Here is a 26,138-nt window from a genome sequence, read left to right as displayed (position 1 = left end):
GGTTATATCCCATGCGGCCGGTGATGCCGTGCATGATGATGCCGATCGGCCTTGTCGCCATGAGTTCTTCCTCCCGTAAATAACTATATAGTTACATAACTGACATGGCTGAGCAACGCTGTCAACGGCCCATCATCAATGGCCGCAGCGACAGTCGGGCGCGATCGCTGAACTTAAAGCTTCGGAGGTTTAAGGGCGCAGATAGGCGAAGATCACATCGACGATATGCTCGCCCCAGGCGTCGATTTCGGCCTTGTCGGAGAGGTTGCGCCGGAAGATCGTCGACAGTGTCCAGCGGTTCGTCAGGAAGAACGAGCCGAGTGCCGCAATGCTCATGTAGATCTTGACCGGATCACAGTCCTTACGGAACACGCCCGTTGCGGCGCCGCGATCGAGCAGGCCGGAAATTTCGGCGACCAGCGGCGAATGAAGCTCGAAAATACGCGCCGAACGCTTCAGAAAGCGCGCCTTGTGCATGTTTTCCGTGCTGAGAATCCCGAGGAATTCAGGATGATCCAGAAAATACTGCCAGGTGAAGACGACCAGCTCGCGCATGCCCTCGGCAGGCGAGCGGTGCGAGAGATCGAGCCTCGCCTCCGCTGAACGAATGGCGATGTAGCTGCCTTCCAAAACAGCGACATAGAGCGCGTCCTTGCCGCCGAAATAGTGGTAGAGCATCCGCTTGTTGATCTTGGCGCGCTCGGCTATCGCATCGACGCGTGCGCCGCCATAGCCGCGCTCGGCAAATTCCTTGGTTGCGGCAGCAAGAATCGCCTTGCTGGTCCGTTCCGCATCCCTGAGACGGGGCCGTTCCGGGGCTGCGCGCGCGGAGGTTTTTTCTGCATTCGCAAGATCTGCACTCTTTGCACTGCGCTTCACGGTTTTGACTTCCGACATCATCGCTCCCGGCGGCATTTCTAAAGGCTTATGCAGCCTTCCCAAAGTCGATAAGTAACCGATCATCGCATAAGTTGACAGCCCCGGGTAAATCGAGGGGCATAGTAACCATATGGTTATATCGATTTAAATGTGGATATGGCAGGATTGGCCCCCCGAAACCCTGCTTGCCGCTCCCGCCGGAAGCCGTTTGGATCGGCAGTCCCAATAGACCGGGACATCGCGCTAACCTTGCTTTCCGAGCCGATCCGGCCCTAAAGAGCAATAGGCAAGCGGCACCGGAAAACCATGGCAGAAAAGCAAATTGCAATCATAGGCGGCGGGCCCGCGGGGCTGATGGCGGCAGAGACCTTGTCCCTGCGCGGCCATCGCATCACGGTCTACGACAGCATGCCGACAGTCGCACGCAAATTTCTGCTGGCGGGAAAATCCGGTCTCAACATCACGCATTCGGAAGACTACGGCCTCTTTGCCGGTCGCTTCGGCGCGGCCTCGGCGCGATTGCGCGCGGCGCTTGATGACTTCAGACCCGACGATGTCAGGGCGTGGGCCGAAGGACTGGGAACCGAAACCTTCGTGGGCTCCTCCGGCCGCGTGTTCCCAAAAGCAATGAAGGCGTCTCCGCTTCTCCGAGCATGGCTTGCGAGGCTGGAGGCGCAAGGCGTCGGCATCCTGACGCGGCATCGCTGGTGCGGCTTCGATGATCGCCGGCTAATCTTCGAGACACCACAGGGGCGCAAGGTTGCCCGATACGACGCCGTTTTGCTCGCACTTGGCGGTGCAAGCTATGCCCGGCTCGGCTCGGATGCCGCATGGGTAAGCCGGCTTCGCGACAAGGAGATCGATATCGCCGCGTTCCAGCCGGCCAATTGCGGTTTCGATGTCACCTGGAGCGCGGCATTCAGCGAGCGTTTTGCCGGCGAGCCCCTTAAGGCCGTGACGGCGACATCGCCAGCAGGAACCTTCCCCGGCGAATTCGTCGTCTCGAAAACGGGGATCGAGGGAAGCCTCGTCTATTCGCATGCCGCCTCGCTGCGCGACCGTTTGGCGACAAGGGGAGAGGCATCCCTCATTGTCGATCTGGCACCGGGGCGAAGTGTGGAACGCCTGGCAAGCGACCTCGCACGGCAGGATCCCAAGGCCAGCTTTTCCAATCGCCTGCGCAAGGGCGCCGGCATCGAGGGCGTCAAAGCCGGTCTGCTGCGCGAGCTTGCAGATCCCGCCTCTCTCTCGCACCCGGATCGCCTTGCGGGCCTGATCAAAGCCTTGCCCATTCCATTGCTCAGACCAAGGCCGATCGCCGAGGCTATTTCGTCTGCCGGCGGCATCCGTTGGGACGAGCTCGACGACGGATACATGCTGAAGAAGCTCCCCGGCATGTTTGCTGCCGGAGAGATGATCGATTGGGAGGCGCCGACCGGCGGCTATCTCCTGACGGCCTGCCTTGCGACAGGGCGCGCCGCAGCCAAGGGCGTGGATAGCTGGCTGAAGGATCGCTGATCGCGGCCCGAAGCCCGGGTGGTCAGCCGATGCGGCCCTGCTCCATCAGCCATGCAACCGATTCCTGAACGGCCTGCAGCGACGTATAGCGGGGCCGGTAACCGAGCAGCCGCTCGGCCTTGGCAATCGAGCAATTCGGACTTCTGGCTATATGTTCCCAGGTTGCCTGCGCGTCCTCCGGCGCCTGGTCTTCCGCCCAGGTCTCATAGGGCATGAATTCCAGCTTAGGCTCATGACCGAACCAGCGCGACATGGCCTCGGCATAGCCTCTGAGCGTCAGCGCACCGCTTGAAACCGCGTGGAAAGCCTCCCCCGTCGAAGTCCGCCAGTTGGCAATCGCGCCCGTGAACATTTGTGCGACGTCATCCGCATGGACATGATGAACCGTCTCCAGACCGAAATTCGGCAGCACGAGCGTTTCGCCGCGCGCCAATGTCGAGAAGGCCGACAGATTGAAATGCCCGGCCGGATTAAGGGGTGCCCAGCCCGGACCGACGATATGGCCGGGATGGATGATGGTTGCCGGAAATCCGCCGCGATGGGCTTCCTCCAGCAGATGCGCTTCGATGTCGGCCTTCCGGATGCCGTATTCGCCAAACGGCCGCTTCGGCGCCTCCTCCGGCGTCGGGACGACGGCGGAAAAGCCATGCGTCCAGATTGTACCGGTATGCAGGAAATGGCCGACGTGACCGATAAGCGTCTCCGTCAGATGCCGCGCACTGTCGAGCGTGAAGCAGATCATGTCTATGACGATATCCGGCTTCAATGCACGGACGGCCGGACCGAAGCTGCCATCCTTCTCCATCGCGGCGCGATCCATCGCCAATGTCTCGACGTCGTTCCAGGCCTTGTTTGGCAAATAGGGTTTTGCCTGTCCGCGGCTGATTGCCACGACGTCATGTCCCGCCTCGACCAGCCGCGGCACAAGATAGGTGCCGACATGGCCGGTCGCACCGATAACCACTACGCGCGCCATAACATCCTCCCAACGATCGGGATCGAGATCGAACTCGACCACGAACAAATTTCACGAAATGATCTGACGGTGAGAATAGTAGAGCGAGCGGCTTTGTCACCACCCAACGGGAAGAAGCGACAACATCCTCATGGTTGCCCGACGGCGCGCTACTTCGATGCCGCCGGCTCCTCGGCCTTATCCTCCGAGCGGATATAGACCTGCAGCGTGTAGCCGATATGCTCGGTCATCAGCGCCTTGGCGCGCTCCATGTCACGATCGAGCGCTGCTTCCATCAGGGCGGTGTGATGCTCGATCGCCATGGCATCCTGCAGGGCTGCGGCCGCCTTTTCATAGCCTATGGAAAGGCCCGCCGCGGCGCGCTGCGTCGGCGCCAGGCCGAGAAAGCGATGATGACGCCGGAGCTGGTCGGTGATGGTGGATTGGAAACGCAGGAGCCAGTTCGACGTTGCCGCGCTCACGAGGGCGGCATGAAAGGCGGTATGCTTCTCGTCCCATTCGTCCGCCATTTCCTCCGAGGCGGAATCGGGCGCGATCTTGCAGCGCGACAGGCGGTAGTGCGCCGTTACGACCGCCGATTCCCAATCCGGGCCGCCCTTCTCGATCGATTCCATAAGCAGCGGCAGCTCGACGAACATGCGGGCTCGCGTCAGGTCCTCCAGTTCGGCGCGCGATACGGGAGCAACCGCAAAGCCGCGATTGCTGATCGCAGTGACAAGCTTTTCCGCCTCCAATCGCGACAGCGCCTCGCGCAACGGGGTCCAGCCGACACCATAGGCGTCGCGAAGGGCGCTGAGCCGCAAGGACGCGCCGGGTCGCAGCCTCGTATTGAGGATGTCGCGTCGCAACAGCCAATAAGCTGCTTCCGTTTTACTCAAGGCGTCCTTGTCCTGCATGTGGGCTTCCCAATCCTCCCCGAGCTTAAATTATATATAAAATCGCTTTAGCTGGAAATTATATATTAAAGCTCCTCCCGGTGAATATCATATATCACAAATTGACAGGCTTGCAGTAGTCGCTATGATCCCTCCCCAAGAGAGCCTGGGGAACACGGCTCCTTGTGACATTCGGGAGGAAAACATGCGCAGATCTATGTCTAAATGGCTGTCCGGCCTCGTCGTCGCCAGCGCCTTCGCAGCAAGCGTCGCCACGGCATCGGCCGAGCCCATCAAGATCGCAATCGCCAATTTCGGCGAACATCCGCAGCTCAACGCTTCGATTGCCGGCTTCAAGAAGGCGCTCGCCGACAATGGCTTCGTCGAAGGCAAGGATGTCGTCTACTCGGAAAGCAACACCAGCTTCGACGCCTCGCTCGTCCCGCAGATGATCGCCAAGCTGCAGTCCGAACATCCGAAACTGATGTATACGGTCACGACGCCGGTGTCGCAGATCGCCAAGAAGGCGCTCGCCGGCTCCGGTATCCCGATCGTCTTTACGGCTGTGACCGATCCGGTCGCCGCCAAGCTCGTTCCCTCTTGGGACGCAGGCGACGTCGGCATTACCGGTTCGAGCGATCTGCAGGATATCTCCGCCATCCTGACCTTCACCAAGAAGCTGTTTCCGAACGCCAAGCGCATCGGCGTGCCCTACAATCCGGGCGAGGCCAACGACGTCGCGCTGATCGACAAGGTCAAGGCGGCCGCTCCGGCTGCCGGCTTCGAAGTCGTGCCCGTCGGCGTCGACAACGTCAACGACATCCAGCAGCGCATCGCGTCGCTCGCCGGCAAGGCAGACGTGATCTACACGCCCGCTTCGAACCTGCTGCAGCCGGCGATCCCCGCCGTTGCCGCCGCCGCCCGCCAGGCGCAGATCCCGATCGTCAACTCCGACGACGCTGCCGTTCGCAACGGCGTCGTACCGGCAAGCTTTGCCGTCAACTACGAGCAGGTTGGCGAGAATGCCGGCAAGATCGCCGCGCAGATCCTCAAGGGCGCCGACCCCAAGACGATCAAGCCAGCACTTCCGGCCTATGAAGACCATGCACCGCTGATCAACAAGACCGTGCTGAAGGCCTTCGGTGCCGAAGTGCCGGCATCGCTTGCCGATTGCAATTGCTTCACGAAGTGATCGGCGGCATCGTCTAGGGATCAATCCGATCCCATGGCGGCGTCAAGGGCGCCGCCATTTCATAACCCTATACTGCAGGGGAGGCACGGATGCTGGATATCAAATCCGCGCGCAAGGTTTTCTACAGAGGCCAGCCCGACGAAAAGATCGCGCTGAACGGCCTGACGCTCTCCCTCAAGACAGGCGAATTCGGCGTCGTCATCGGCTCGAACGGTGCGGGCAAGAGCAGCATGCTCAACGCGATTTCCGGCGCTCTCAGCCTGGATTCGGGCCAGATCCTCATCAACGGCAACGACGTCACGAACATGCCGGTCCACAAGCGCGCCGCGCGCCTGGCCCGCGTGTTCCAGGACCCGATGAAGGGAACCGCCGCCAGCATGACGGTCGGCGAGAACATGCTGCTGGCGGAACTGCGCGGCAAGACGCGGGGATTTCGGCCCGGGCTGAACGCCGCCCGTCTCGCCGCCTACAAGGACCGCCTTTCCGTTCTCGGGCTGGGTCTCGAGAACCGGCTGGATACCAAGGTGGAACTGCTTTCGGGTGGCCAGCGCCAATCGCTGTCTCTCATCATGGCGGTCGGCGGTTCGCCCGACGTGCTGCTGCTCGATGAACACACGGCCGCGCTCGATCCGCGCACCGCCGATATCGTCATGCAGGCGACGGTTCGCACCGTCGAGGCCCTGAAACTGACGACATTGATGGTGACGCACAACATGCAGCATGCGGTCGATTTCGGCGACAGCATCATCATGCTCGATGCCGGCCGCGTCCATCTGGAAATTTCCGGCGAAGGCAAGCAGCGCATCACCGTGCCCGAGCTGATCGGCCATTTCTCCGTCAAGACCGACCGAATGCTGCTGGTGAGCTGACATCATGATGGATTTCATTCAGACAACCGTTTCGAGCTTCATCTCGCTGATCCCGGTCACGCTCGCGCAGAGCTTCATTCTGAGCTTCGTCGTCCTCGGCATCATGATTCCCTTCCGGATGCTGAGCTTTCCGGATCTGACCAGCGAAGGCGCCTTTCCACTCGGCGGCTGCGTCTGCGGCATATTGCTCGCCGCCGGGGTCGCCCCGCCGCTCGCCATCATCGCGGCCTTCGTCGTCGGCCTCGCCGCCGGCTGCTGCACCGCCTTCATCCACCTGCGGTTCCGCATCCACACGCTGCTTGCCGGCATTCTGATGTCGACCATGCTTTACAGCATCAATCTCGCCATCATGGGCAAGTCGAACCTGTCCGTCTTCGGCTCTCCGACCGTCTTTGACTGGGTGCCGTTCACAGAGGCCGGCTTTCCCGCCAGCAAGATCGTCATTGCCGGCCTGATCGCCCTTATCGTCCTCATCGCCCTCAACCTCTATTTCAAGACGGAGAAGGGCACGGCCATGCGCGCCATCGGCTCCAATCCCGACATGGCCGAGGCACAGGGCATCAATGTCTGGGCCGCCACCATCGGCGGCGTCGGTATCGCCAGCGCCTTTTCTGCCGCGGGCGGCGCCCTGATGGTCCAATCGCAGGGTTTTGCCGACGTCAACATGGGCATCGGCATCCTCATCAACGGCCTTGCCGCGCTCATGATCGGTGAAGCCTTCACCGGCAAGCAGACCGTGCTGCGGCAGTTGCTCGCCCCCTTCGTCGGCTCGATCATCTACTATCAGCTTGTGTCGCTCTGCCTTGCCGCCGGCATGCCGCCGCCGAACCTGAAGCTCGCCACCGGCCTTTTCGTGCTCATCATGCTGGCGCTACCAAGCATCCGCCGCAGCCGTGGCGGAGCAGCCACCAGAGAAACCATTCGCGAATAAGTTCAAGAGGCAAGAACATCATGAATAGCCTACCCGATCTCGCGGCCGTCGAGGCCATGGACGAGACAGATCCTCTGCGCGCTTTCCGCAGCCGCTTTACCCTGCCGTCCGATGTCATCTATCTCGACGGCAATTCGCTCGGCGCAGCCTCGCAGGAGGTTTTTGCCGAAGTGCGCCAGGCCGCCATGGAGGAATGGGGCAACGGCCTGATCCGCAGCTGGAACAGCGCCGGATGGTTCCACCTGCCGGTCGAGCTCGGCGACCGCATCGGCCGCCTGATCGGCGCCGCCGAAGGCCAGACCGTGGTCACCGATTCCACATCGATCAATATCTATAAGACCCTGCATGCGGCTCTTGCGATGAGGCCCGGCCGCAACGTCATCGTCGCCGAGGGCGACAGTTTCCCGACCGACCTCTACATGGCGGAAGGGGTCGTTTCGACGCGCCCCGACCTGACACTCCGCCTTGAGGGCCGCGATGCCGATACCGTAGAGGAGCTGATCGACGACAGCGTTGCCGTCGTTCTCGTCAATCACGTCAACTACAAGAGCGGCGAGCTGCGCGACATGGCCGCGCTGACAAAGCGCATCCAGGCAGCCGGTGCGCTTGTCATCTGGGATCTGTGCCACAGCGCTGGCGCCCTGCCGGTGGATCTCGACGGCGCTGGCGCCGATTTCGCGGTCGGCTGCACCTACAAATATCTGAATGGCGGCCCCGGCGCGCCGGCCTTCATCTATGCGGCAAAGCGCCATCACGCGTCGATCACGCAGCCGCTCAGCGGCTGGTGGAGCCATGCCCGTCCCTTCGCTTTCGAACGCAGCTTTGACGGCGAAGCCGGCATCAGGCGCTTCCTTTGCGGCACGCAGCCGATCCTGTCCTTGCGGGCACTGAGAGGCGCCTTGTCCATCTGGGAAGAGGTGGACATGAACGCCCTGCGCCAGAAAAGCATCGCGCTCACCGAGCTTTTCATCCGGCTCGTCGAAGCCAAGTGTGGTCAATATGGCGTCGAGCTGGAGACGACCCGCGACAGCGAAAAGCGCGGCAGCCAGGTCTCCTTCAAGCACGGCAACGGCTACGAGGTCATGCAGGCGCTGATCGAACGCGGCGTCATCGGCGACTTCCGGGCACCTTCGACATTGCGCTTCGGCTTTACGCCGCTCTATGTCGGCTATCGCGACGTCTGGCAAGCCGCAACCGTGCTGGAAGAGATCCTGAGCAGCGGATCGTGGAAGGAGCCACGCTTCGCCGTGCGCTCGGCCGTGACCTGATCCACGGGTATCGGCAGGCAGAAGGAGGGAGCCGGGCATGAGCTATTTCAAAGTCACCGATTGGGAAAGCGCTTATACCAACAGCGCCTATATCGTCGACGGCGATCGTTGGCCGTCGGCCTGGGCGGAGCCGGCCCAGGTCTTCCGCGACAGGATGACGGCGGCCGGACGCGCGCGGCTCGACCTCGCCTACGGCCCGGGCGAACGCAATCGCTTCGATCTTTTTCTGCCCGAAGCACAGCCAAAGGGCCTCGTGGTTTTTATCCATGGCGGCTACTGGCTGCAGCTCGACAAAAGCTACTCGTCTCACTTCGCCGCCGGCTCGATTGCCGCCGGCTATGCGGTGGCGGTCCCGTCCTACACGCTCTGCCCGGAAAATCACGTCGGCGGAATCGCCCGAGAAATTGCAGCGGCGATCACGGCAGCGGCCGAGCTGACGGGCGGGCCCATCGTCTTGACGGGACATTCCGCCGGCGGCCAGCTTGCCGCCCGCATGATGACGACAACCTCGCCACTGGGCGAAGTTACCCTCAAGCGGGTCCGTCATGTCCTCGCCATCTCCGGCGTGCATGACCTGCGCCCCATCATGAGGCGCAAGATGAACGAGGATCTTCGTATCGACGCCGAGGAAGCAAGGAGCGAAAGTCCGGTCTTGCTCGAACCGGTCGACAGCATTCGCCTCACCTGCTGGGTCGGCGGCGCGGAGCGTGCCGAATTCGTGCGACAGAACGCGGTGCTCGCCAATATCTGGACCGGGCTCGGCGCCGCGACGGAAGTGGTGGTCGAGCCGGACAAGCATCACTATTCGATTCTGGACGGCCTCGAGGACCCCACGCATTCGCTGACGCGAACCCTGCTCGCGGGATAGAGATTTCGCAATTGCACCAGGAATAGGCCCTCGACGTGTTCCTTGCGCCGAGGGCCTTGTTTCGTCAGGCCTTGACGGGCTCGTTCATCGCCCAGGCGACGCCGAACGGATCGCGAAGCTGGCCCCAGCGATCGCCCCAGAACATCACCTGCGGCTCGACGACGACTTCAGCTCCGGCATCGACCGCACGCTTCCACCAGCTGTCGAGGTCATCGACGACAAGCTGCATGGTGAAGGACTGCGGCTTTTCCAATGCGTGGCCGTACTCCGGAAAAGCATCGCCAAGCATGACCGAGCTGCCATTGATATAGAGGTGGACGTGCATGGTGCGGCCTTTTTCATCGACCGGGAACGTGAAGGCCTCTTCCGCGCCGAAGGCGCGCTTGTAGAATTCGGCCGCCTTCACGGCTCCATCCACCGTCAGATAAGCCACCACCCCACCGTGAACGGGTACACGGGGCTGCTGGGATTGCGACTGTTCTGTTGCATCGGTCATGTTCGTCTCCTTGGTAACGTGTCACGTTTCGCGCCCTTCATGATGGGCTGCCCCAAGGACGTTGGTCGATCATGAATCCCGACAACGGGAACCGGATTTTTCGATTATTTTTGCGCCGCTGCGCGCTCAGCCTTTTGGCGCATCATCCATGCATCGGCTTTCTCGCGCGCACAGCCTGCGTGGGATAGGCTTCGCTGAGAATGCGGGCCAGAGCGTCCTCGCGCGGCATTGGCCGACCGAGCAGGAAACCCTGTCCCTCGTCATAGCCTTCAGCACGCAATTTCGCCAGCTGCCCCTCCGTCTCGATGCCTTCGGCCAATGTCACGGCCTTGAAACCGGACGCGATGCCGACCACGGCCCGGACGATCGCGAGATTGCCGGGATCCGCGTCCATGCCGGCAACGAAGCTGCGGTCGAGCTTGATCTTGTCGAAGGAAAAGGAGCGCAGATAGCTGAGCGACGAATAGCCGGTGCCGAAATCATCGATGGCGATGCGGATGCCGAGCTCCTTCAGGGCACGCAACAGCGACAGGCTTTGCTCGACCTCCGAGAGCAGGATGGATTCCGTGACCTCGATCTCAAGACGCCCGGGGCAAAGACCGGTTTCATCCAGCGCCGAAACGACGGTGGAGAGCAGGCTCGCATGACGGAACTGATAGACGGACAGGTTGATCGCGACCTTCAGGTTTCCCGGCCACTCCCGCGCAGTCCGGCAGGCTTCCCGCAGCACCCAGTCGCCGATCGCCACGATCATTCCCGTCTCCTCGGCAACGGGAATGAACTCGGCTGGCGCAATCAGGCCCCGTTTGGGATGGCGCCAGCGGATCAGCGCTTCGAAACCGGAGAGAGCATCTGAGTCCAGCCGGACGATCGGCTGATAGTGGAGTTCGAATTCATTCTTCTGCAGGGCTTCGCGAAGCTCCAGCGTGAGCTGGTGGCGCCGTTCCGCCTCGAGCCGCATTTCGGTCTGGTAGAAACGGTAGGTGGACCGGCCGCTGCCCTTGGCCGCGTAAAGCGCCAGATCCGCATCCCTCATCAGGACATCGGCATCGCTGCCGTGCTCCGGCGCCATGGCGATACCGATGCTGCAGGTCACATGTTCGCGGACGCCGTCGAGATCGAAGGGTGCGGAAAGCGACAGCAACAGCAGATCGGCGAAACGACGGGCTCGCCCGGCATCCGTCATCCGCAGAACCAGCGCGAATTCATCGCCGCCCAGGCGCGCGACCAGATCGCTCTTCTCCGCAAGCTGCTGAAGGCGCTCGGCGACCTGGCGCAGAAGCGCGTCGCCTGCGGCATGACCCTTGCTGTCATTGATGTGCTTGAAATGATCGACATCGATGTAGAGTAGCGCAATCGGCTTTTCCGGAGTCGCGGCGGCCACCTGCCGCACGATGCTTTCGGAGAAGAAGGCGCGGTTGGGGAGGCCGGTCAGGGAATCGTGCATGGCAAGATGCGCAAGTCTCGCCTCGACGCTGCGCTCCTCGGTCACATCCTGGGAGATACCGAGAACGTAGCGCAGCGCTTGGCCCGTCGGTGCGGGAAGCGCCCGCTTTGCCGTCTTCAGGATACGCGTGGCTCCATCCACCGTCAGGATGGTTTCCTCAAAGTAAACGGTTGCAGCGGTCTCGAAGGCAAGCTTGTCCTGCTCGCGGAAAATCGCCGTCTGCTCGCGGGAGAACACGGCTTTGTCCGACTTGCCGATGACATCCTGCGCCGTCTGCCCGACGATGCCGCCGCATGCCTCGTTGAAGAGGATATAGCGGCCATCCTTCTCCATGTCCTTGACGAAGACGCCCACGGGGAGGTTGTCGACGATGCTGTCGAGCAGCGACTGGGTTGCATCGACCTGCCGTTGCGCCGCATTGACCTCGGTGCGATCCTGCACGATCGCGAGGATCGCCACCTTGCCGTCGAAGCGGATCTCGCGCCCGTAGGTCAAGACCTCGATCGTCAGGCCATCGGCCTTCAGATGCGTCCAGCGTTGCGCCGTCTCCATGTCGGTACGGTGATGCAACGCGTCGAGCATGCGTTCACGCTCCCCGGATGGCCGGATGTCGAGCACGGTCATCACATCGAAATCGGCGTGACTGTAGCCATAAAGATCTCGCGCGGCGTCGTTGACGATCAGAAACCTCAGACTTTGCGGATCATAGACCCACATCGGCGACGGATGTGTTTTGAAAAGCGACCGAAAATCGTCGTTCGGGGCGTCGAGCCAAACGGAATTCATGGACAGGTCGACCTTGCCAATTCGAGTTGAGAGATCAGCGAATTGGACATTGATAGATGAGAAAACTAAATAAAATCAAAATTGTAACAAGGTTAAACTTTAGGCAAAAGCCTACGGAATATGCAGTAGGCTTCATTGTGTCTGAAGGGCCACGATCTTGAGCCACAGCGCGCACCACGATGTTCAAAGCCCGGCCTTGCCGATTGCGTGAAGGACGCCATGCAACTCGCCGAGCCCCTTCAAGCGACCGATGAGGGAATAGCCGGGATTGGTCGGCTTATCGATGTCGTCGCCGATGAGATGTCCGTGGTCCGGCCGCATCGGGATCAGATGATCGCCGCGCCCCTCGTTGCGACGCCGCGCCTCTTCGGCAAGCAATGTGCGCAGGATGGCGTATATGTCGCTTCGCCCCTCCAGATGCGCAGCTTCCACGAACGACCCGTCCGGTTCGATCGCCACGTCGCGCAGATGCGCGAAGTTGATGCGCGAAGCGAATTCGAGCGCCATCGCCAGGACATCATTGTCGGCGCGGGATCCGAGCGAGCCGACGCAGAGCGTCAAGCCGTTGGCCGGATGGTCGATGCTCCCGAGGATGCGGCGAAGATCCGCCGCCGTCGAAACGACGCGCGGCAGGCCGAAAAGCGAAAGGGGCGGGTCGTCGGGATGGATCGCGAGCTTGGCGCCGAGCTCTGCCGCAACCGGCACGACCTCCCGCAGGAAGGCATCGCGACTGGCCTGAAGATCGTCTTCGGTCATTCCGTCAAAGAGGGCTATGGCGGATCGGATGGCTTCACGGCCATAGCTGTCCTCGCCGCCGGGAAGGCCGGCGATGATATTGTTCTCCAGCCGCTGCGCGGCTTCCGGCGTCAACCCCGCCAGCCGCGCCTCGGCACGCCGCACCAGCTCAGGTGCATAGTCTTCCTCGGCTCCTTTCCTGCGCAGGACGAAAACATCGTAGGCGACGAACTCCGCCATGTCGAAACGCAGGGCAAGCGCAGTGGTCGGCATTTCGAAGCGCAGATCCGTCCGCGTCCAGTCCACCACGGGCATGAAATTGTAGCAGATGGTTTTGATGCCGGAGCGAGCCAGATTGGCCAGGCTGTCCTTCCAGAGGTCGATCGCCGCTTTGGCGCCCGCTCCCCCGAGCTTGATGGCGCTTGGAACCGGGATCGATTCACACACGCTCCAGCGCAATCCTGCCGCCTCCACCAGCGCCTTTCGCGCCTCGATCTCGCCCGGCGTCCAGGCGCGCGCATAGGAAACCTCATGGAGCGCCGTGACGATGCCGGTCGCCCCGGCCTGACGGGCGTGCTGGAGCGGAACGAGATCTTTCGGGCCGAACCAGCGCCAGCAGCTTTCCATGGTAAAATCTCCTCTATTTGTCGGTCAAAATATCGCTGAATAGCGAAATGTCTATCCTGTGGCCGCGCTTGACATGCCTTATTGACCAACAATATGTTTTCGACAGTGGAGGAACAATGGTGGCGGAGACCGCTGATATCGACGATAAGGGTTCGGCGGTCGATCAGGTGGTCGATGCGCTGCGGCGGCTGATGCGCGAGCGCAATCTCGGGCTGGGAGACGCCCTGCCCTCGGAAGCGGACCTCGCCTCCATGTTCAATGCAAGCCGAAATACCGTCCGCGAAGCGATCCGTATCCTGAAGGCCTATGGCGTCGTGGAGAGCCGCCAGAAGGTCGGCGCGGTCATCACGGATCGCCGCCAGCAGGCGTTGATGGAGCTCTTCTCCTTCGCCATCGACATCTCGGCCGAGAACTTTCTCGATATCCAGGGATTCCGTCGTCTCATCGAGATCAATCTCAGCGATCTTTTGTTCGAAACTGTCGACGAAGCGGGGATCGCGACACTGAATTCGATCAACGACCAGATGAAATCCGCGCGGGAATTGGCCAAGGCCGCAGAACTTGATTTCAGGTTTCATGCCGCCCTCGTGGGTTTTGCCGGCAATCAGACCCTGTCACAAGTCTATGGCATTCTGCAGCCATTGTTGCAGAGGCTCATGGAGGCGGGAAAACGCTCCCGCGAGGCCGTTGACAGCGCCTATAATGACCATCGCGATATCATCGGGGCGTTGGAACAACGTGATCGAATCGCCTACGCCTATCACATGAACCGTCATCTGCAGGCAGGCCTGCACTTCATCGCGCCAAAGGCTGTTTGAGACATCCATTTCATAACGGACACATGACATGAAAAGACAGACGCTCGACACCGGCTGGACCATTTCGCGCCTTCGCGCGCCCTCCACCGCACCGGCCCTGCCCAATTCGATCCAGGCCGCCGTGCCGGGCAACGTGCATCTCGACCTGATGGCGGCCCAGCTGATTACCGATCCCTATCTCGACGTCAACGAGATCTCGCAGGATTGGATCGGCCGCTCCGCCTGGCGCTATCGCCTGGCCTTCGACTGGGATGGCGAGGACGCCGAGCGCACCGATCTCTCCTGCCTCGGCCTCGATACGGCCGCACGCCTGGAACTGAACGGCACACTCCTTGGCGAAACCCGCAACATGCACCGGAGCTACCGCTTCGCGATCGAAGAGCATCTGAAAAGCGGCCGCAACGAATTGATCGTCGATTTTCAATCGGCCTACGAGCATGGCGAGGACGTGCGCAAACAGCTCGGCACCGCCGCCGATATCCCCCAGAATTATCCCGGCCCGAGCAACCTCATCCGTAAGATGGCCTGCAATTTCGGCTGGGATTGGGGCCCGAGTGTCGTCACCTCGGGCATCTGGAAACCGATCGCCGTCGAGAGCTGGTCGAAGGCACGTCTCGGAACCATCCGCCCGGAAATCACGCTGCAGGGCAGCCAGGGCGTGGCGCGCCTGCATGTCGAGATCGAATGGGCGGAGAAGGGCACGGATAGCGTGGCGCTGGTCTTGTCCGTCGGCGGCAAGCGCGCGGAGGTTCGCGTCGCCCAGGGAGAGACCCATGCGCTGATCGAATGCCGCATCGACAATCCGCAGGTCTGGTGGCCACATGGCATGGGCGGTCAGCCGCTTTACGATCTCGACCTGCAGCTCCTCGGCTCGGACGGTGCAGCACTCGACGGCTGGAAACGCCGCGTCGGATTCCGTTCCGTACGGCTCGATACGACGCCGGATGAGATCGGCTCGGCCTTCACGCTCGTCGTCAACGACGTGCCGGTCTTTGCCCGCGGCGCCAACTGGATCCCCGACGATTGCTTCCTGCCGCGCGTGACGCGCGAGCGCTATCGCGACAGGATCGCCCAGGCCCGCGATGCCAACATGAACATGCTGCGCGTCTGGGGCGGCGGCATCTACGAGACCGATACGTTCTACGAAGAGTGCGATGCCGCCGGCATCATGGTCTGGCAGGATTTCCTGTTTGCCTGCGCCACCTATCCCGAGGAGGAACCGGTTTACAGCGAGATCGAGGCGGAAGCGCGCGAAGCGATCACGAGGCTCATGCCCTACGCCTCGCTGGTCATCTGGAACGGCAACAACGAGAATATCTGGGGCTATTTCGACTGGGGCTGGCAGGATGTGCTCGGCAATCGACCCTGGGGGGCCGGCTACTATCTCGACCTCCTGCCGAAGCTGGTGGCCGAGATCGATCCGACGCGGCCCTATTGGGCGGGCAGCCCCTATTCCGGCTCCATGGAAATCGCGCCGAACGCGGACGAGCATGGCTGCAAGCATATATGGGATGTCTGGAACGAGGTCGGTTACGAGACCTACCGCAACTATATCCCCCGCTTCTGCTCCGAATTCGGATGGCAGGCGCCGCCGACCTTCGCAACGCTCGCCCAGTCCGTTCGCGAGAAGGACCGGGCCGCGGCCTCGCCGGGCGTGCTGCACCATCAGAAGGCAACCAGCGGCAACGACAAGCTGCTGATGGGGCTGGAAGGCTGGTTCCCCCACCCGCAAAATTTCGACGACTGGCTGTTCGTCACGCAGCTCAACCAAGCGCGGGCGATCAGCTTCGGCATCGACCACATGCGCTCGCATCGCCCCACCTGCATGGGAACCATCGTCTGGCAGCTCAACGACTGCTGGCCCGTCACCTCCTGGGCCGCCCTCGATGGCGCCGGCAGGAAGAAGCCGCTCTGGTATGCCTTGAAGCATAGCTACGCGCCGCATCTCCTGACCATCCAGCCGCGCGGCGATGGCCTGGCTGCCGTTGCGGTCAATGACGCAACGCTGTTCTGGCGCGTGCCCTTCACCGTCGAACGCTTCGATTTCAACGGCACGCTGCTTGCCCGTCACCACGTCTGGCGCATTCTGTGCGATCGCTTCGAAAATACCGATATCGATATCCCGGCCGATGTCGCGACACCGGCCGATCCGCGCCGGGAATTCCTGCGCGCCCGCCTCGGCGATGCCGAAGCCTGGTGGTTCTTCGAGAAGGATATGAAGCTGCAATATCCGCAGCCTCGCTTCGACGTCGAGAGTGCCCAGACGACGGACGGGATCACGGTCACCATCACGGCGCAGTCTTTCCTGCGCGATCTCTGCCTGTTCGTCGACCGGATCGGCCCGAATGCCGAAGTCGACGACATGCTGGTCAATCTCGCGCCCGGCGAAAGAAGGACCTTCAGGATAAGAGGCATCTCCAAGGAGGCCTTCGACGATGCCGATCTTCGAACCGTCGTGCGAACGGCCAATCAGGTCGCCGAGCCTCCGCATCATTAAAACGAGGATCGCTTCGGACAGGATATCCGGCGCATCGCGCCGGATCGGCCCTCATATCTACAGTAAACCGTTACGAAAGATTGCGGGCGGGAATGGCGTGATGCCTCCTATGATCGGGCGTCGCCTTGTGATCTAGTGCCACTTTATCCGATCCATGAATCAGCGAGACACGGCTTATGTCCTCGGACTCCCATCGCAGCTTTCAGACGCCTCGTCGCGAAGAACTCGGTCTTATCACGCTTGGCAATAGCGTCGGTCTTTCGGCATCGGTGTTGCCGAACGGCACGCTGTTTGCCGTCGACTTCGCCGACCAGCAGGGCGGCATCATGATCAATCAGGTGCTCGGCTCGCCTGTTTATGGCGGGATCGGCAGGCTCTACCTGCGCGTCGGCGGAACAAAACCGACGACGGCCGAAATCGTCGGTCCGAAGGCTGCGGTGCGTTTTGGCCACGGCGATGGCGGTTTCTCCTGGAGCGGAGAGACGGCCGGTATCAAACATACGGTCAGCCTGCGGCTGCATCCGAGCCAGACCGTATGGTTCTGGCAGGTCTCGCTGGAAAACAGCACCAGTGCGACGCTTTCCGCCGATCTCGTCCTCATCCAGGATGTCGGCCTCGGCGATCGCGGATTCCTGATGAACAGCGAAGCCTACGCCTCGCAATATATCGATCATCACATTGCCGGCCATGCCGCCTTCGGTCCCGTGGTGATGAACCGCCAGAACCTCAAACAGGGTGGCGGGCGAAATCCATGGCTCGCGCAAGGCTGCCTTGAGGGTGCCGCGGCCTACGCGACCGACGCCATCCAGCTCGTCGTGCCGTCCAAGGGCGGCGACGGCGTCATGGTGCCGGCTTTTGGCAACGATCTCCCGAGCATACGCCGCCAGCACGAGGTCGCCTGCCCGGCCATCCAGTCAAAACCGCTTTCGCTGGCGCCGAGCGCGGCTGCCAGCGCCACTTTCTTCGGCCTTTTCATCGCCGATCATCCGGCCGCCTCCAGCGATGCCGATCTCGCCCGTCTCGATGCCTTGTCGAAGCTTCAGAGCGAGCTGGCGGCAGACACGATATCAGCCGCAGAGCCGGCGCGCAGTCTCGTGCAGGACGCACCTCTTGCCGAGAGCGAAGAGCTGGATAAAGCAACCGTCGCTGCGCTCTACCCCGAGCGCATGCTGGAAGAGCATGCCGATGGAAAACTGCTGTCCTTCTTCGTGCCGGACGGGGCGCACAACAGACATATTGTGCTCCGCGAAAAGGAGCGGCTGGTGGCCCGCCGTCACGGCGCCATCGTCCGCAGCGGGCAGAATATGCTGCTCGATGACCAGACCCTGGCCGCGACCTGCTGGATGCAAGGCATCTTTGCCGCACAGCTGACCATCGGCAATACATCGTTCCACAAGCTGTTCTCCGTCTCGCGCGACCCCTACAATCTGACGCGGGCAAGCGGCCTGCGCATCCTCGTCGATCTCGGCGATGGCTGGCGCCTGCTCGGCGTGCCCGCGGCATTCGAGATGGGTCTTAACGACACGCGTTGGATTTACCGGCTTTCCGGCCGCACCGTCTCGGTCTCTGCCGTCGCATCCGGCGACGATCCGGCCATGCAGTGGAGCGTGTCGGTCGAAGGAGCCGCCTGCCGCTTTCTCGTGTTCGGGCATATCGTGCTCGGCGAGCGCGACTACGAAGCGGTGGCAAACATTGCAGTCGATACGGCGGCCAAGCGCTTCTGCTTCCGGCCGCAGCCGTCCTGGCTCTGGGACCGCTACCCGAAGGCCGGTTATCACCTGGTCACCTCGACGCCGGATGCGTTCGAGGCCTTTGGCGGCGACGAACTGCTCTATAGCGATGGCGTCGCCCGCAACGGCCCGTTTATCGCGCTGAAATCGCATCCGACCAGGGACTTGCGCTTTGCCGTCACCGGCTCGATGACCGATCCGGATGCGGCCGAAACCCTTGCCTCGCGCTACAGCGCCGGTGTCGAAAGCGAAGAGATGCTCGCGCCGGCGCGACGCTTCTGGAGCCATGTAACGCGCGGCGCGCATGTCGAGGGCGATGGTCGCGATGTCGCGGCACAGGCGGTCATGCTGCCCTGGATCGCACATGACGCCATCGTCCACCTGAGCGTGCCGCATGGGCTGGAGCAATATACGGGGGCCGCGTGGGGAACGCGCGACGTCTGCCAGGGACCGATCGAATTCCTGCTGGCCTACGAACATGACGACGAGGTCCGGCAGATCCTGAGCACGCTCTTTTCCGAGCAGTATCGGGATCGTGGCGACTGGCCGCAATGGTTCATGCTGGAACCCTACGCCAACATCCGCGCCGGCGAGGCGCATGGCGATATCGTCGTCTGGCCGCTCAAGGCACTCTGCGATTACATCGAGGCGACCGGCGACATCACCTTCCTAGCCAAAAGGGTGCCGTGGCGTGCCGACGACACCATGCAGCAGACCTCGGAGCATGCGACGATCTCCGATCACGTCGAAAAGCTGCTGGAGACCGTGCGCAGCCGCTTCGTACCCGGCACGAGCCTGATCCGCTATGGCGAGGGCGACTGGAACGACAGCCTGCAGCCGGCCGATCCGCACCTGCGCGACTGGATGGTCAGCAGCTGGACGGTGTCGCTGCTTTATGAGCAGCTGGTGCGCTATGCCGGCATCCTCACGCTCGCCAGTCGCAATGAGGAGGCACAGTCACTTCAGGCAACCGCCGTTGCCATGCGCGCCGACTTCAACCGGCTCCTGATGCGCGACGGCATCGTCGCCGGCTACGGCGTCTTCGATCCGAGCCATGACGGCGTCGAACTGCTGCTGCATCCCGAGGACACGCGGACCGGCCTGCATTACTCGCTGATTGCGATGACCCAGCCCATGATCGGTGGCCTGTTTACGCCCGATCAGCGCCACGCCCACATGAAGATCATCCGCGAGAACCTGCTGTTCCCGGATGGCGTGCGGCTGATGGAAAAGCCGGCGACCTATTCCGGCGGCCCGGAAAAGCTCTTCCGCCGTGCCGAATCCTCATCCTTCTTCGGTCGCGAGATCGGGCTCATGTATGTGCATGCGCACCTGCGCTACTGCGAGGCGCTGGCCCTCGACAACGACGCGGAAGCCGTATGGCAGGCCTTGGCGCTCGCCAACCCGATCGCCGTCAGCGGGCGGGTGGAGCATGCGTCGCTTCGCCAGCGCAACACCTATTTCAGCAGCAGCGATGCGGCCTTCGACGACCGTTATCATGCCTCTTCGGACTGGGGACGCGTCAAAGCCGGCGATATTGCCGTCGATGGCGGCTGGCGCATCTATTCAAGCGGCCCCGGCCTCTACACCAAGAGCCTGATCGGCAATATTTTCGGCTTCAAGCGGCAGTTCGGCCAGCGCATCCGCAAGCCGCTGTTGCCGGCCTCGATCGGCGCCTGCGAGGTTAAGCTGGACTTCAAGGCCTGAACCATTCACATGCGAAAGGGAGCCGCCGGAGCGGCTCCCTTGTCTACAGGGTCCATTGGACCGTGAACGTCAAGCCGCTTCATCCCAGACAGGCGCCAGACCATCGGGGCTGACCATGCGCCCGCCCGGCTGTGCAAGAGCATGGATTGCCGCCATCTCATCCTGCGAAAGCGCGAAGTCGAAGATGGCGGCGTTTTCCGCGGCACGGCTTTCGGATACGGTCTTGGACAGAACGATCAGCCCCTGCTGAACGATCCAGCGCAGAACGACCTGGGCGATCGACTTGCCATGCAGGTTTGCGATCTCCTTCAGCACCGGGTCCGAAAGCACCTTGCCATCGGCCATGGCGTAATAGGCAGTCACCGACATGCCGATGCTGGCGGCAGCTTCGATGACGACCGACTGGTCGAGATAGGGATGATATTCGACCTGGTTGGTGACCAGGGGCAGATCACTGAGCCGGGCAGCCTCCCGCATCAAGGCCTGGTTGAAGTTGGAAACGCCGATGTGGCGGACCTTGCCTGCCTTTGCCACCTCATTCAGAGCGCCGATCTGCTCGGCAAGCGGCACGCCGTCGTTCGGCCAATGCAGAAGCAGGAGATCGACATGGTCGGTCTTCAGCTTCCTGAGGCTTTCATCCACCGACGCGATGAAAGCGCCGTGCCGATAGTTTTCGACCCAGACCTTCGTGGTCAGGAACAGGTCGCCGCGGGCGATGCCCGAACGGATGATGCCGTCACCCACTTCGGCCTCGTTGCCATAGATCTGTGCGGTATCGATATGGCGATAGCCGTTGCCGAGAACATGCGCGACCATGCGTTCCGTGTCGGGACCTGGCATGCGGAACGTGCCGAAGCCGAGCGAGGGAATGGATGCGCCGTTAGCGCTGACGATTTGCATGAATGATCCTTTCGATTGCAAAGGTTGGTCAGGCGGCGCAGGAGACGGCCTGTGCCGCGGAAGACGAGCGGCGGTCGAGAGCGCCGCTCCAGAGGGTTAGCACCAGGGCCGCGACGACCAGGATCGCACCGACCCAGGGCGTGGCGCCAAGGCCAAGAGAGGATTCGACCACTAACCCGCCGATCCAGGCGCCTGCGGCGATGCCGAGATTGAAGGCGGCGATGTTCAGTGCCGAGGCGACATCGACGGCGGCGGGGCGAACCTGGCGCGCAAGCTGAACGACATAGAGCTGCAGCCCGGGTACGTTGGCAAAGGACAGGAAGCCAAGGGCGGCGAGCGTCGGGAGGGTCAGCCACGGCGAGACGGCCGTGAAGCTGAACAGTACGAGCACGAGAGCCTGGGCGGCGAACAGCCACGTCAGCGCACGAACCGGATTGCCGTTGGCGAGACGTCCGCCGACGATATTGCCGATGGCAATGGCGATACCGTAGAGCACGAGGATCAGGCTGACGGCGGAGGCGGCAAAGCCGGTCACTTCCTGCAGGATCGACGCCAGGAAGGTGAAGGCGACGAAGGTTCCGCCGTAGCCAAGCGCCGTCATGGCAAAGACAATAAGCAAGCGCCCGCTCGCAAGCACGCGGATCTGCTCACCGATGCTCGCCGGCGGAGCCTTCTTCAGGTTGGAGGGCAGAAGCAGGGCAATTCCGGCAAAGGCAATGATGCCGAGTCCTGCGACGGCTGCGAACGTCGCGCGCCAACCGAAGGTCTGGCCGATAAAGGTGCCGAGGGGAACGCCGGTGACGATAGCGACGGTCAGGCCCATGAACATCATGGCGATCGCGGAAGCACGGCGATTTTCCGGGACGAGATCGGCAGCGATGGTGGAGCCGACCGAGAAGAACACGCCGTGGGCAAAGGCCGAGAGCACGCGCGCGACGAGCAGCGGAGCATAACCCGGGCTCAGGGCCGCCATGCTGTTGCCGACGATGAACAGCGCCATGAGGCCGAGCAGCAGCGGCTTGCGCTCGATGCGGCCCGTGAGCGCCGTCAGTATCGGCGCGCCGAAGGTGACGCCCAGCGCATAAACGCTGACGATGAGGCCGGCGAGCGGCAGGTTGATATGAAGATCGTTCGCCACGGTGGGCAGCAGACCGACGATGACGAATTCCGTTGTTCCGATCGCATAGGCCGCGATCGTCAAGGCAAACAAAGCGAGAGGCATGAGATCACCCGATCAAATGGCACCCGGCAGCGCCGGATACACCAGTTCTTGTTCGGAGCAGAATATGGCGCCGCGACATTCAATCGATAATCGGCTATATAAACGCAACACTTGTGAATTGAATTCAAAACGTGAGCTGAAACATGGACAATCGCGCCGGCGAGATGGATGTCTTCGTTCAGGTGGCCACACTGAGGAGCTTCTCGGCGGCCGGCCGCAAGCTGCGCCTTTCGCCCTCGGCCGTCAGCAAACTCGTCACCCGGCTGGAGGAGCGGCTTGGCACCCGTCTTCTGGTCCGCACCACCCGTTCGCTGCAATTGACGCCTGAAGGAGAAATCTATCTCGAAAAGGCGCGGGCGATCCTCGCCGATATTCACGAGGCGGAGCGGATCGTGGCCGCCGGGGGCGCCATGGTGCCGCGCGGCCTGCTGCGCGTCAGCGCCTCGGTCGCCTTCGGAGTCCACTCGATCGTGCCGATCATTCCCGATTTTCTGGAGCGCTATCCCGAGATCGAACTCGACATATCCCTTACCGACAGCGTCATCGATATCGTCGGCGAGCGCGCGGATGTCGCCATCCGCGCCGGCGCCTTGCGGGACAGTTCGCTCAAGGCCCGCAAGCTGATGGAAAGCCGCCGCGTCATCGTCGCGTCCCCTTCCTATGCCGAACGAAACGGCTTGCCGGCAACGCCGGACGAGCTGGACCAGCACAATTGTCTGACCTTCAACTTTCGCCCGACCGCGGAGGGCTGGCCTTTCGCGATCCACAGAGCGGCGCCCATTTCGTGAGAACCGTGCAAGGGAACTTCCAGGCCAATAACGGGCCGACGGTTCGCAGCCTCTGTGTCGCGGGCGTGGGCCTTGCCCGTATCGGCCAATTCCACGTCCAGCCGGATATCAACGCCGGCAGGCTCGTGACGGTTCTCGAAGACTTCAACCCGGAAGATATCGAGCACGTTCACGCCGTTTACGCCGGCCATGAGCATCTGGCCGCCCGCATCCGCGCCTTTATCGACTTTCTGGTTAACCGAATCGGATAGAAGTGACCGGAAATTCAAAGGCCGGAGGCGGATTTGGAAACGGCGCTCTATCTCCCGATCAAGTCATTTCTCGAAGCCGCCGGCTATACCGTGAAGGGCGAGATCGGCGGCTGCGACCTCGTGGGATTGAATGATGGCGAGCCACCCGTCGTCGTCATTTGCGAGCTGAAGATGAGCTTCAATCTCGAGCTGATCCTGCAGGCTGTGGATCGTGCCGCAGCCAGCGACGAGGTCTGGATTGCCGCTCGCGTCTCGGCGAAAGGCAAGGGACGCGAGGGCGATCGCCGTTTCCGCGACCTCTGCCGCCGGCTGGGCTTCGGCATGCTGGGCGTATCGGACAATGACCTCGTCGACGTCATCGTCAGCCCCGTCTCGCCGATGCCGCGCAAAAATGCACGGCGCCGATCACGCCTTGTTGAAGAACATCGCCGGCGCAAGGGCGACCCGGCGCTGGGTGGCAGTACCCGCAAGCCGATCATGACCGCGTACCGGCAACAGGCGCTTGCCTGCGCGGCGGCGATCGAGAATGGTGTCCAGCGCCCCAAGGACATGCGGGCCGCAGCGCCGAAGGCCCCGCAAATTCTGAGAGATAACGTCTATGGCTGGTTTGAGCGCATCGACCGCGGCATCTATGCGCTGACGGAGCTCGGCACGGAGGCTCTCAAGAGATGGCCGGCACTGCAAAGCTAAATATGGAAAAATTCCGGCCGCTCAACATTAAATTCATGTAATATCTTAATTTTTTGCAATAAAAACATGATCAATATTTAATTTGTAAAAGTCAATTGGCGGATCATATTAACAAACAGCGCCAGTTCGATTTTATACTTTCTTTCCTCCAGTAATGACGGAAAGAAAGCCCCCCGCAACGAATTGACGCGACCCCATTCGACGCCTGTCCCTGAGATGGACAAGACGCCAATTCGCCAACGATCTCGCAAGGGACTTTTGCCATGTCATCTCTTCTCCGCAAACACCGCACTGCCGCCATCGTCGGGGCAGCCATCATTGTCGGCGCGGGCGCATTGCCCTTTGCCTTCAGCACGTCCGCCACCGTCGCCGCTGCCGCCGAACCGGCCGGCATCATAGCGCCCGGCGGCTCATTCGCCCCCATCGTCGATGCCGACAAACCGGCTGTCGTCACCGTTACCACGACTATGAAGGCAACCGATACGAGCGACGACGGCAGCAATTCGCCGATGGACGAGCAGTTCCGCCAATTCTTCGAAAATCAGGGCATCCCCTTCCCGAAACAAGCGCCGCATCAGCAGCAGAACCAGCGCGCCATGGCGCTCGGCTCCGGCTTCATCATCAGCCCGGATGGCGTGATCGTCACCAACAATCATGTCATCCAGAATGCGGTCGACATCAAGGTAACGCTTGATGACGGCACCGAAGTCCCCGCCAAGCTGCTGGGCGCCGACGCAAAATCCGACCTCGCCGTTCTGAAGATCCAGGCACCAAAGGCGCTTCCGACCATCGCCTGGGGCGACTCCGACAAGCTGAAGCTCGGCGACCAGATCCTGGCGATCGGCAACCCCTTCGGCATCGGCACGACAGTCACCGCCGGCATTGTCTCGGCTCGCGGCCGCGACCTGCATAGCGGCCCCTATGACGACTTCATCCAGATCGACGCCCCGATCAATCACGGCAACTCCGGCGGACCGCTCGTCGATCGTGAAGGCAATGTCGTCGGCATCAACACCGCCATCTATTCGCCGAACGGCGGCAGCGTCGGCGTCGGCTTTGCCATTCCTTCCGACGAGGCCAAGTCCATCGTCGCCAAGCTGGAAAAGAACGGCTCCATCGATCACGGCTATCTCGGCGTCGCGATCCAGCCCGTGACTTCCGATGTCGCCAACGCCGTGGGCCTGTCGCAGGCCGAAGGCGCACTGGTTGCCAGCGTCAACGACGATACGCCGGCCGCCCGGGCCGGTATCAAGAGCGGCGATATCGTGACCGCCGTCGGCAACGAGACGGTCAAGACGCCGAAGGATCTGTCGCGGCTGGTCGCCGATCTCTCTCCCGGCGACAAGCGCTCGGTCACGCTGTGGCGGAACGGCAAGAACGTGGACGTCGGCGTCACCATCGGCGGCAATGACGACAGCAAGCAGGCCGCAAACGACAGCGGCGACGGCAAGGTCCAGCCGTCCAACCAGCCGAGCATCGGCGTCGGTCTCGCCAACCTCACGCCCGATGTCCGCCAACAGCTGAACCTGCCGCACGGCGTCGAGGGTGCCGTCGTTGCCAGCGTCAATCCGGACAAGCCCGCGGCCGCTGCCGGCATCCAGACCGGCGACATCATCGTCTCGGTCAACGATCAGCCGGTGCGCAACGCCCATGAGGTCCAGACGGCCGTCGCCCAGGCCGGCAAGGATGGCCGCAAGTCCGTGCTGCTGCTGATCGAGCGCGATGGCAACAAGACCTTCGTTGCCGTCCCCTTCTCGGCCGCCTAAGAGCCTGAAATGCCCTGCAATCGGCCCGCTTCCTCCAAGGGAGCGGGCCGATTGTCGTTGTATCACCAGCAGGCCCTGCCGCTCGGGCCAACCGCCTTGCCCAGCTCTGCCGGCTCAAACAGGCACGCTCGACCGCCTTCCTCGACGGGGTGATCCGAGGTCACGCATTTCCACAGAAGAGGCAGTTCGCCTTTGACACATGTCGCTTTTTGTCCAAACTCTGCCTTGGTGATGGTACAAATAGCGCCGGAGCCGATTGAAACAGGCCGGCGGCACGTTTAAACCCGCCAGCAAGATCAGCG

Annotated in this window: 19 protein-coding genes and 1 pseudogene; 12 read left to right on the top strand and 8 right to left on the bottom strand. The window is 62.1% G+C overall.

Annotated features, from left to right (window positions below; all coding sequences use genetic code 11):
• Positions 1 to 189: 189 nt before the first annotated feature.
• The gene (locus tag GR212_RS24725; protein ID WP_163990495.1) at positions 190 to 897 is read right to left on the bottom strand and encodes a TetR/AcrR family transcriptional regulator; all 708 of its coding nucleotides are present in this window, start codon (positions 895 to 897) and stop codon (positions 190 to 192) included.
• A 288-nt stretch (positions 898 to 1,185) separates the two neighbouring features.
• On the opposite strand from GR212_RS24725, the gene GR212_RS24720 reads away from it, so the two are divergent.
• Positions 1,186 to 2,397 (top strand): TIGR03862 family flavoprotein, encoded by a 1,212-nt coding sequence (locus tag GR212_RS24720; RefSeq protein WP_163990493.1) that lies wholly within the window; start codon positions 1,186 to 1,188, stop codon positions 2,395 to 2,397.
• 22 nt (positions 2,398 to 2,419) lie between these two features.
• On the opposite strand, the gene GR212_RS24715 is transcribed toward GR212_RS24720, so the two are convergent.
• Positions 2,420 to 3,373, bottom strand: coding sequence for an NAD-dependent epimerase/dehydratase family protein (locus GR212_RS24715; protein ID WP_163990491.1), 954 nt, complete (start codon positions 3,371 to 3,373; stop codon positions 2,420 to 2,422).
• A gap of 149 nt (positions 3,374 to 3,522) precedes the next feature.
• Positions 3,523 to 4,269 (bottom strand): GntR family transcriptional regulator, encoded by a 747-nt coding sequence (locus GR212_RS24710; protein ID WP_163990489.1) that lies wholly within the window; start codon positions 4,267 to 4,269, stop codon positions 3,523 to 3,525.
• 184 nt (positions 4,270 to 4,453) lie between these two features.
• Here GR212_RS24710 and GR212_RS24705 point away from each other — a divergent pair, with 184 nt between their 5' ends.
• From GR212_RS24705 to GR212_RS24685, 5 genes are all read left to right on the top strand, one after another.
• Complete coding sequence (locus GR212_RS24705) at positions 4,454 to 5,440, top strand: ABC transporter substrate-binding protein (RefSeq protein ID WP_163990487.1); 987 nt, start codon at positions 4,454 to 4,456, stop codon at positions 5,438 to 5,440.
• Between the two features lie 89 nt (positions 5,441 to 5,529).
• Positions 5,530 to 6,309: an ABC transporter ATP-binding protein gene (locus GR212_RS24700; protein WP_163990485.1), complete on the top strand. Its 780-nt coding sequence runs from the start codon at positions 5,530 to 5,532 to the stop codon at positions 6,307 to 6,309.
• 7 nt (positions 6,310 to 6,316) lie between these two features.
• Entirely contained in the window at positions 6,317 to 7,240 is a 924-nt protein-coding gene (locus GR212_RS24695) for an ABC transporter permease (protein ID WP_163990529.1), read from the top strand.
• Between the two features lie 20 nt (positions 7,241 to 7,260).
• A complete protein-coding gene (gene kynU, locus GR212_RS24690; RefSeq protein WP_163990483.1) occupies positions 7,261 to 8,508 on the top strand; it encodes a kynureninase in 1,248 nt (415 codons plus the stop codon).
• 37 nt (positions 8,509 to 8,545) lie between these two features.
• Complete coding sequence (locus GR212_RS24685) at positions 8,546 to 9,376, top strand: alpha/beta hydrolase (RefSeq protein WP_163990481.1); 831 nt, start codon at positions 8,546 to 8,548, stop codon at positions 9,374 to 9,376.
• A gap of 64 nt (positions 9,377 to 9,440) precedes the next feature.
• Here GR212_RS24685 and GR212_RS24680 read toward each other — a convergent pair whose 3' ends face one another.
• From GR212_RS24680 to uxuA, 3 genes are all read right to left on the bottom strand, one after another.
• Complete coding sequence (locus GR212_RS24680) at positions 9,441 to 9,872, bottom strand: VOC family protein (protein ID WP_163990479.1); 432 nt, start codon at positions 9,870 to 9,872, stop codon at positions 9,441 to 9,443.
• A gap of 142 nt (positions 9,873 to 10,014) precedes the next feature.
• Positions 10,015 to 12,105 (bottom strand): putative bifunctional diguanylate cyclase/phosphodiesterase, encoded by a 2,091-nt coding sequence (locus tag GR212_RS24675; protein ID WP_163990478.1) that lies wholly within the window; start codon positions 12,103 to 12,105, stop codon positions 10,015 to 10,017.
• A 183-nt stretch (positions 12,106 to 12,288) separates the two neighbouring features.
• Positions 12,289 to 13,467 carry a mannonate dehydratase gene (uxuA, locus tag GR212_RS24670; RefSeq protein WP_163990476.1) on the bottom strand — a complete coding sequence of 393 codons (1,179 nt, stop codon included), beginning with the start codon at positions 13,465 to 13,467 and terminating at the stop codon, positions 12,289 to 12,291.
• A 116-nt stretch (positions 13,468 to 13,583) separates the two neighbouring features.
• Here uxuA and GR212_RS24665 point away from each other — a divergent pair, with 116 nt between their 5' ends.
• From GR212_RS24665 to GR212_RS24655, 3 genes are all read left to right on the top strand, one after another.
• On the top strand, positions 13,584 to 14,285 hold the full coding sequence (locus tag GR212_RS24665; RefSeq protein ID WP_163990473.1) for a FadR/GntR family transcriptional regulator: 702 nt from the start codon (positions 13,584 to 13,586) through the stop codon (positions 14,283 to 14,285).
• Between the two features lie 28 nt (positions 14,286 to 14,313).
• Entirely contained in the window at positions 14,314 to 16,782 is a 2,469-nt protein-coding gene (locus GR212_RS24660; protein ID WP_163990471.1) for a glycoside hydrolase family 2 protein, read from the top strand.
• Positions 16,783 to 16,958: 176 nt separating this feature from the next.
• Complete coding sequence (locus tag GR212_RS24655; protein ID WP_163990469.1) at positions 16,959 to 20,219, top strand: GH36-type glycosyl hydrolase domain-containing protein; 3,261 nt, start codon at positions 16,959 to 16,961, stop codon at positions 20,217 to 20,219.
• 69 nt (positions 20,220 to 20,288) lie between these two features.
• Here the strand turns inward: GR212_RS24655 and GR212_RS24650 are convergent, their stop codons facing one another.
• Together GR212_RS24650 and GR212_RS24645 are read right to left on the bottom strand one after the other, a co-directional pair.
• The gene (locus GR212_RS24650) at positions 20,289 to 21,119 is read right to left on the bottom strand and encodes an aldo/keto reductase (RefSeq protein ID WP_163990467.1); all 831 of its coding nucleotides are present in this window, start codon (positions 21,117 to 21,119) and stop codon (positions 20,289 to 20,291) included.
• A gap of 28 nt (positions 21,120 to 21,147) precedes the next feature.
• Positions 21,148 to 22,341 (bottom strand): MFS transporter, encoded by a 1,194-nt coding sequence (locus GR212_RS24645; RefSeq protein ID WP_163990465.1) that lies wholly within the window; start codon positions 22,339 to 22,341, stop codon positions 21,148 to 21,150.
• 143 nt (positions 22,342 to 22,484) lie between these two features.
• Here GR212_RS24645 and GR212_RS24640 point away from each other — a divergent pair.
• From GR212_RS24640 to GR212_RS24630, 3 genes and pseudogenes are all read left to right on the top strand, one after another.
• Positions 22,485 to 23,380 (top strand): annotated as a pseudogene (locus GR212_RS24640) (LysR family transcriptional regulator).
• 33 nt (positions 23,381 to 23,413) lie between these two features.
• Complete coding sequence (locus GR212_RS24635; RefSeq protein WP_163990463.1) at positions 23,414 to 24,070, top strand: DUF2161 domain-containing phosphodiesterase; 657 nt, start codon at positions 23,414 to 23,416, stop codon at positions 24,068 to 24,070.
• Positions 24,071 to 24,333: 263 nt separating this feature from the next.
• Positions 24,334 to 25,836 carry a DegQ family serine endoprotease gene (locus tag GR212_RS24630; protein ID WP_163990461.1) on the top strand — a complete coding sequence of 501 codons (1,503 nt, stop codon included), beginning with the start codon at positions 24,334 to 24,336 and terminating at the stop codon, positions 25,834 to 25,836.
• Positions 25,837 to 26,138: the final 302 nt, after the last annotated feature.

It is taken from the genome of Martinezella lusitana (genome assembly GCF_010668395.1).
GTDB classification, from domain to species: domain Bacteria; phylum Pseudomonadota; class Alphaproteobacteria; order Rhizobiales; family Rhizobiaceae; genus Rhizobium; species Rhizobium lusitanum_A.
The sequence above is the reverse complement of the archived record's forward strand: the minus strand, read 5'-3'. Positions and strand labels throughout refer to the sequence as shown.

Excerpts from the sequence above, each read along its gene's own strand:
- GR212_RS24725 (WP_163990495.1), bottom strand. The coding sequence starts at position 897 with ATGTCGGAAGTCAAAACCGTGAAGCGCAGTGCAAAGAGTGCAGATCTT.
- GR212_RS24720 (WP_163990493.1), top strand. The coding sequence starts at position 1,186 with ATGGCAGAAAAGCAAATTGCAATCATAGGCGGCGGGCCCGCGGGGCTG.
- GR212_RS24715 (WP_163990491.1), bottom strand. The coding sequence starts at position 3,373 with ATGGCGCGCGTAGTGGTTATCGGTGCGACCGGCCATGTCGGCACCTAT.
- GR212_RS24710 (WP_163990489.1), bottom strand. The coding sequence starts at position 4,269 with ATGCAGGACAAGGACGCCTTGAGTAAAACGGAAGCAGCTTATTGGCTG.
- GR212_RS24705 (WP_163990487.1), top strand. The coding sequence starts at position 4,454 with ATGCGCAGATCTATGTCTAAATGGCTGTCCGGCCTCGTCGTCGCCAGC.
- GR212_RS24700 (WP_163990485.1), top strand. The coding sequence starts at position 5,530 with ATGCTGGATATCAAATCCGCGCGCAAGGTTTTCTACAGAGGCCAGCCC.
- GR212_RS24695 (WP_163990529.1), top strand. The coding sequence starts at position 6,317 with ATGGATTTCATTCAGACAACCGTTTCGAGCTTCATCTCGCTGATCCCG.
- kynU (WP_163990483.1), top strand. The coding sequence starts at position 7,261 with ATGAATAGCCTACCCGATCTCGCGGCCGTCGAGGCCATGGACGAGACA.
- GR212_RS24685 (WP_163990481.1), top strand. The coding sequence starts at position 8,546 with ATGAGCTATTTCAAAGTCACCGATTGGGAAAGCGCTTATACCAACAGC.
- GR212_RS24680 (WP_163990479.1), bottom strand. The coding sequence starts at position 9,872 with ATGACCGATGCAACAGAACAGTCGCAATCCCAGCAGCCCCGTGTACCC.
- GR212_RS24675 (WP_163990478.1), bottom strand. The coding sequence starts at position 12,105 with ATGAATTCCGTTTGGCTCGACGCCCCGAACGACGATTTTCGGTCGCTT.
- uxuA (WP_163990476.1), bottom strand. The coding sequence starts at position 13,467 with ATGGAAAGCTGCTGGCGCTGGTTCGGCCCGAAAGATCTCGTTCCGCTC.
- GR212_RS24665 (WP_163990473.1), top strand. The coding sequence starts at position 13,584 with ATGGTGGCGGAGACCGCTGATATCGACGATAAGGGTTCGGCGGTCGAT.
- GR212_RS24660 (WP_163990471.1), top strand. The coding sequence starts at position 14,314 with ATGAAAAGACAGACGCTCGACACCGGCTGGACCATTTCGCGCCTTCGC.
- GR212_RS24655 (WP_163990469.1), top strand. The coding sequence starts at position 16,959 with ATGTCCTCGGACTCCCATCGCAGCTTTCAGACGCCTCGTCGCGAAGAA.
- GR212_RS24650 (WP_163990467.1), bottom strand. The coding sequence starts at position 21,119 with ATGCAAATCGTCAGCGCTAACGGCGCATCCATTCCCTCGCTCGGCTTC.
- GR212_RS24645 (WP_163990465.1), bottom strand. The coding sequence starts at position 22,341 with ATGCCTCTCGCTTTGTTTGCCTTGACGATCGCGGCCTATGCGATCGGA.
- GR212_RS24630 (WP_163990461.1), top strand. The coding sequence starts at position 24,334 with ATGTCATCTCTTCTCCGCAAACACCGCACTGCCGCCATCGTCGGGGCA.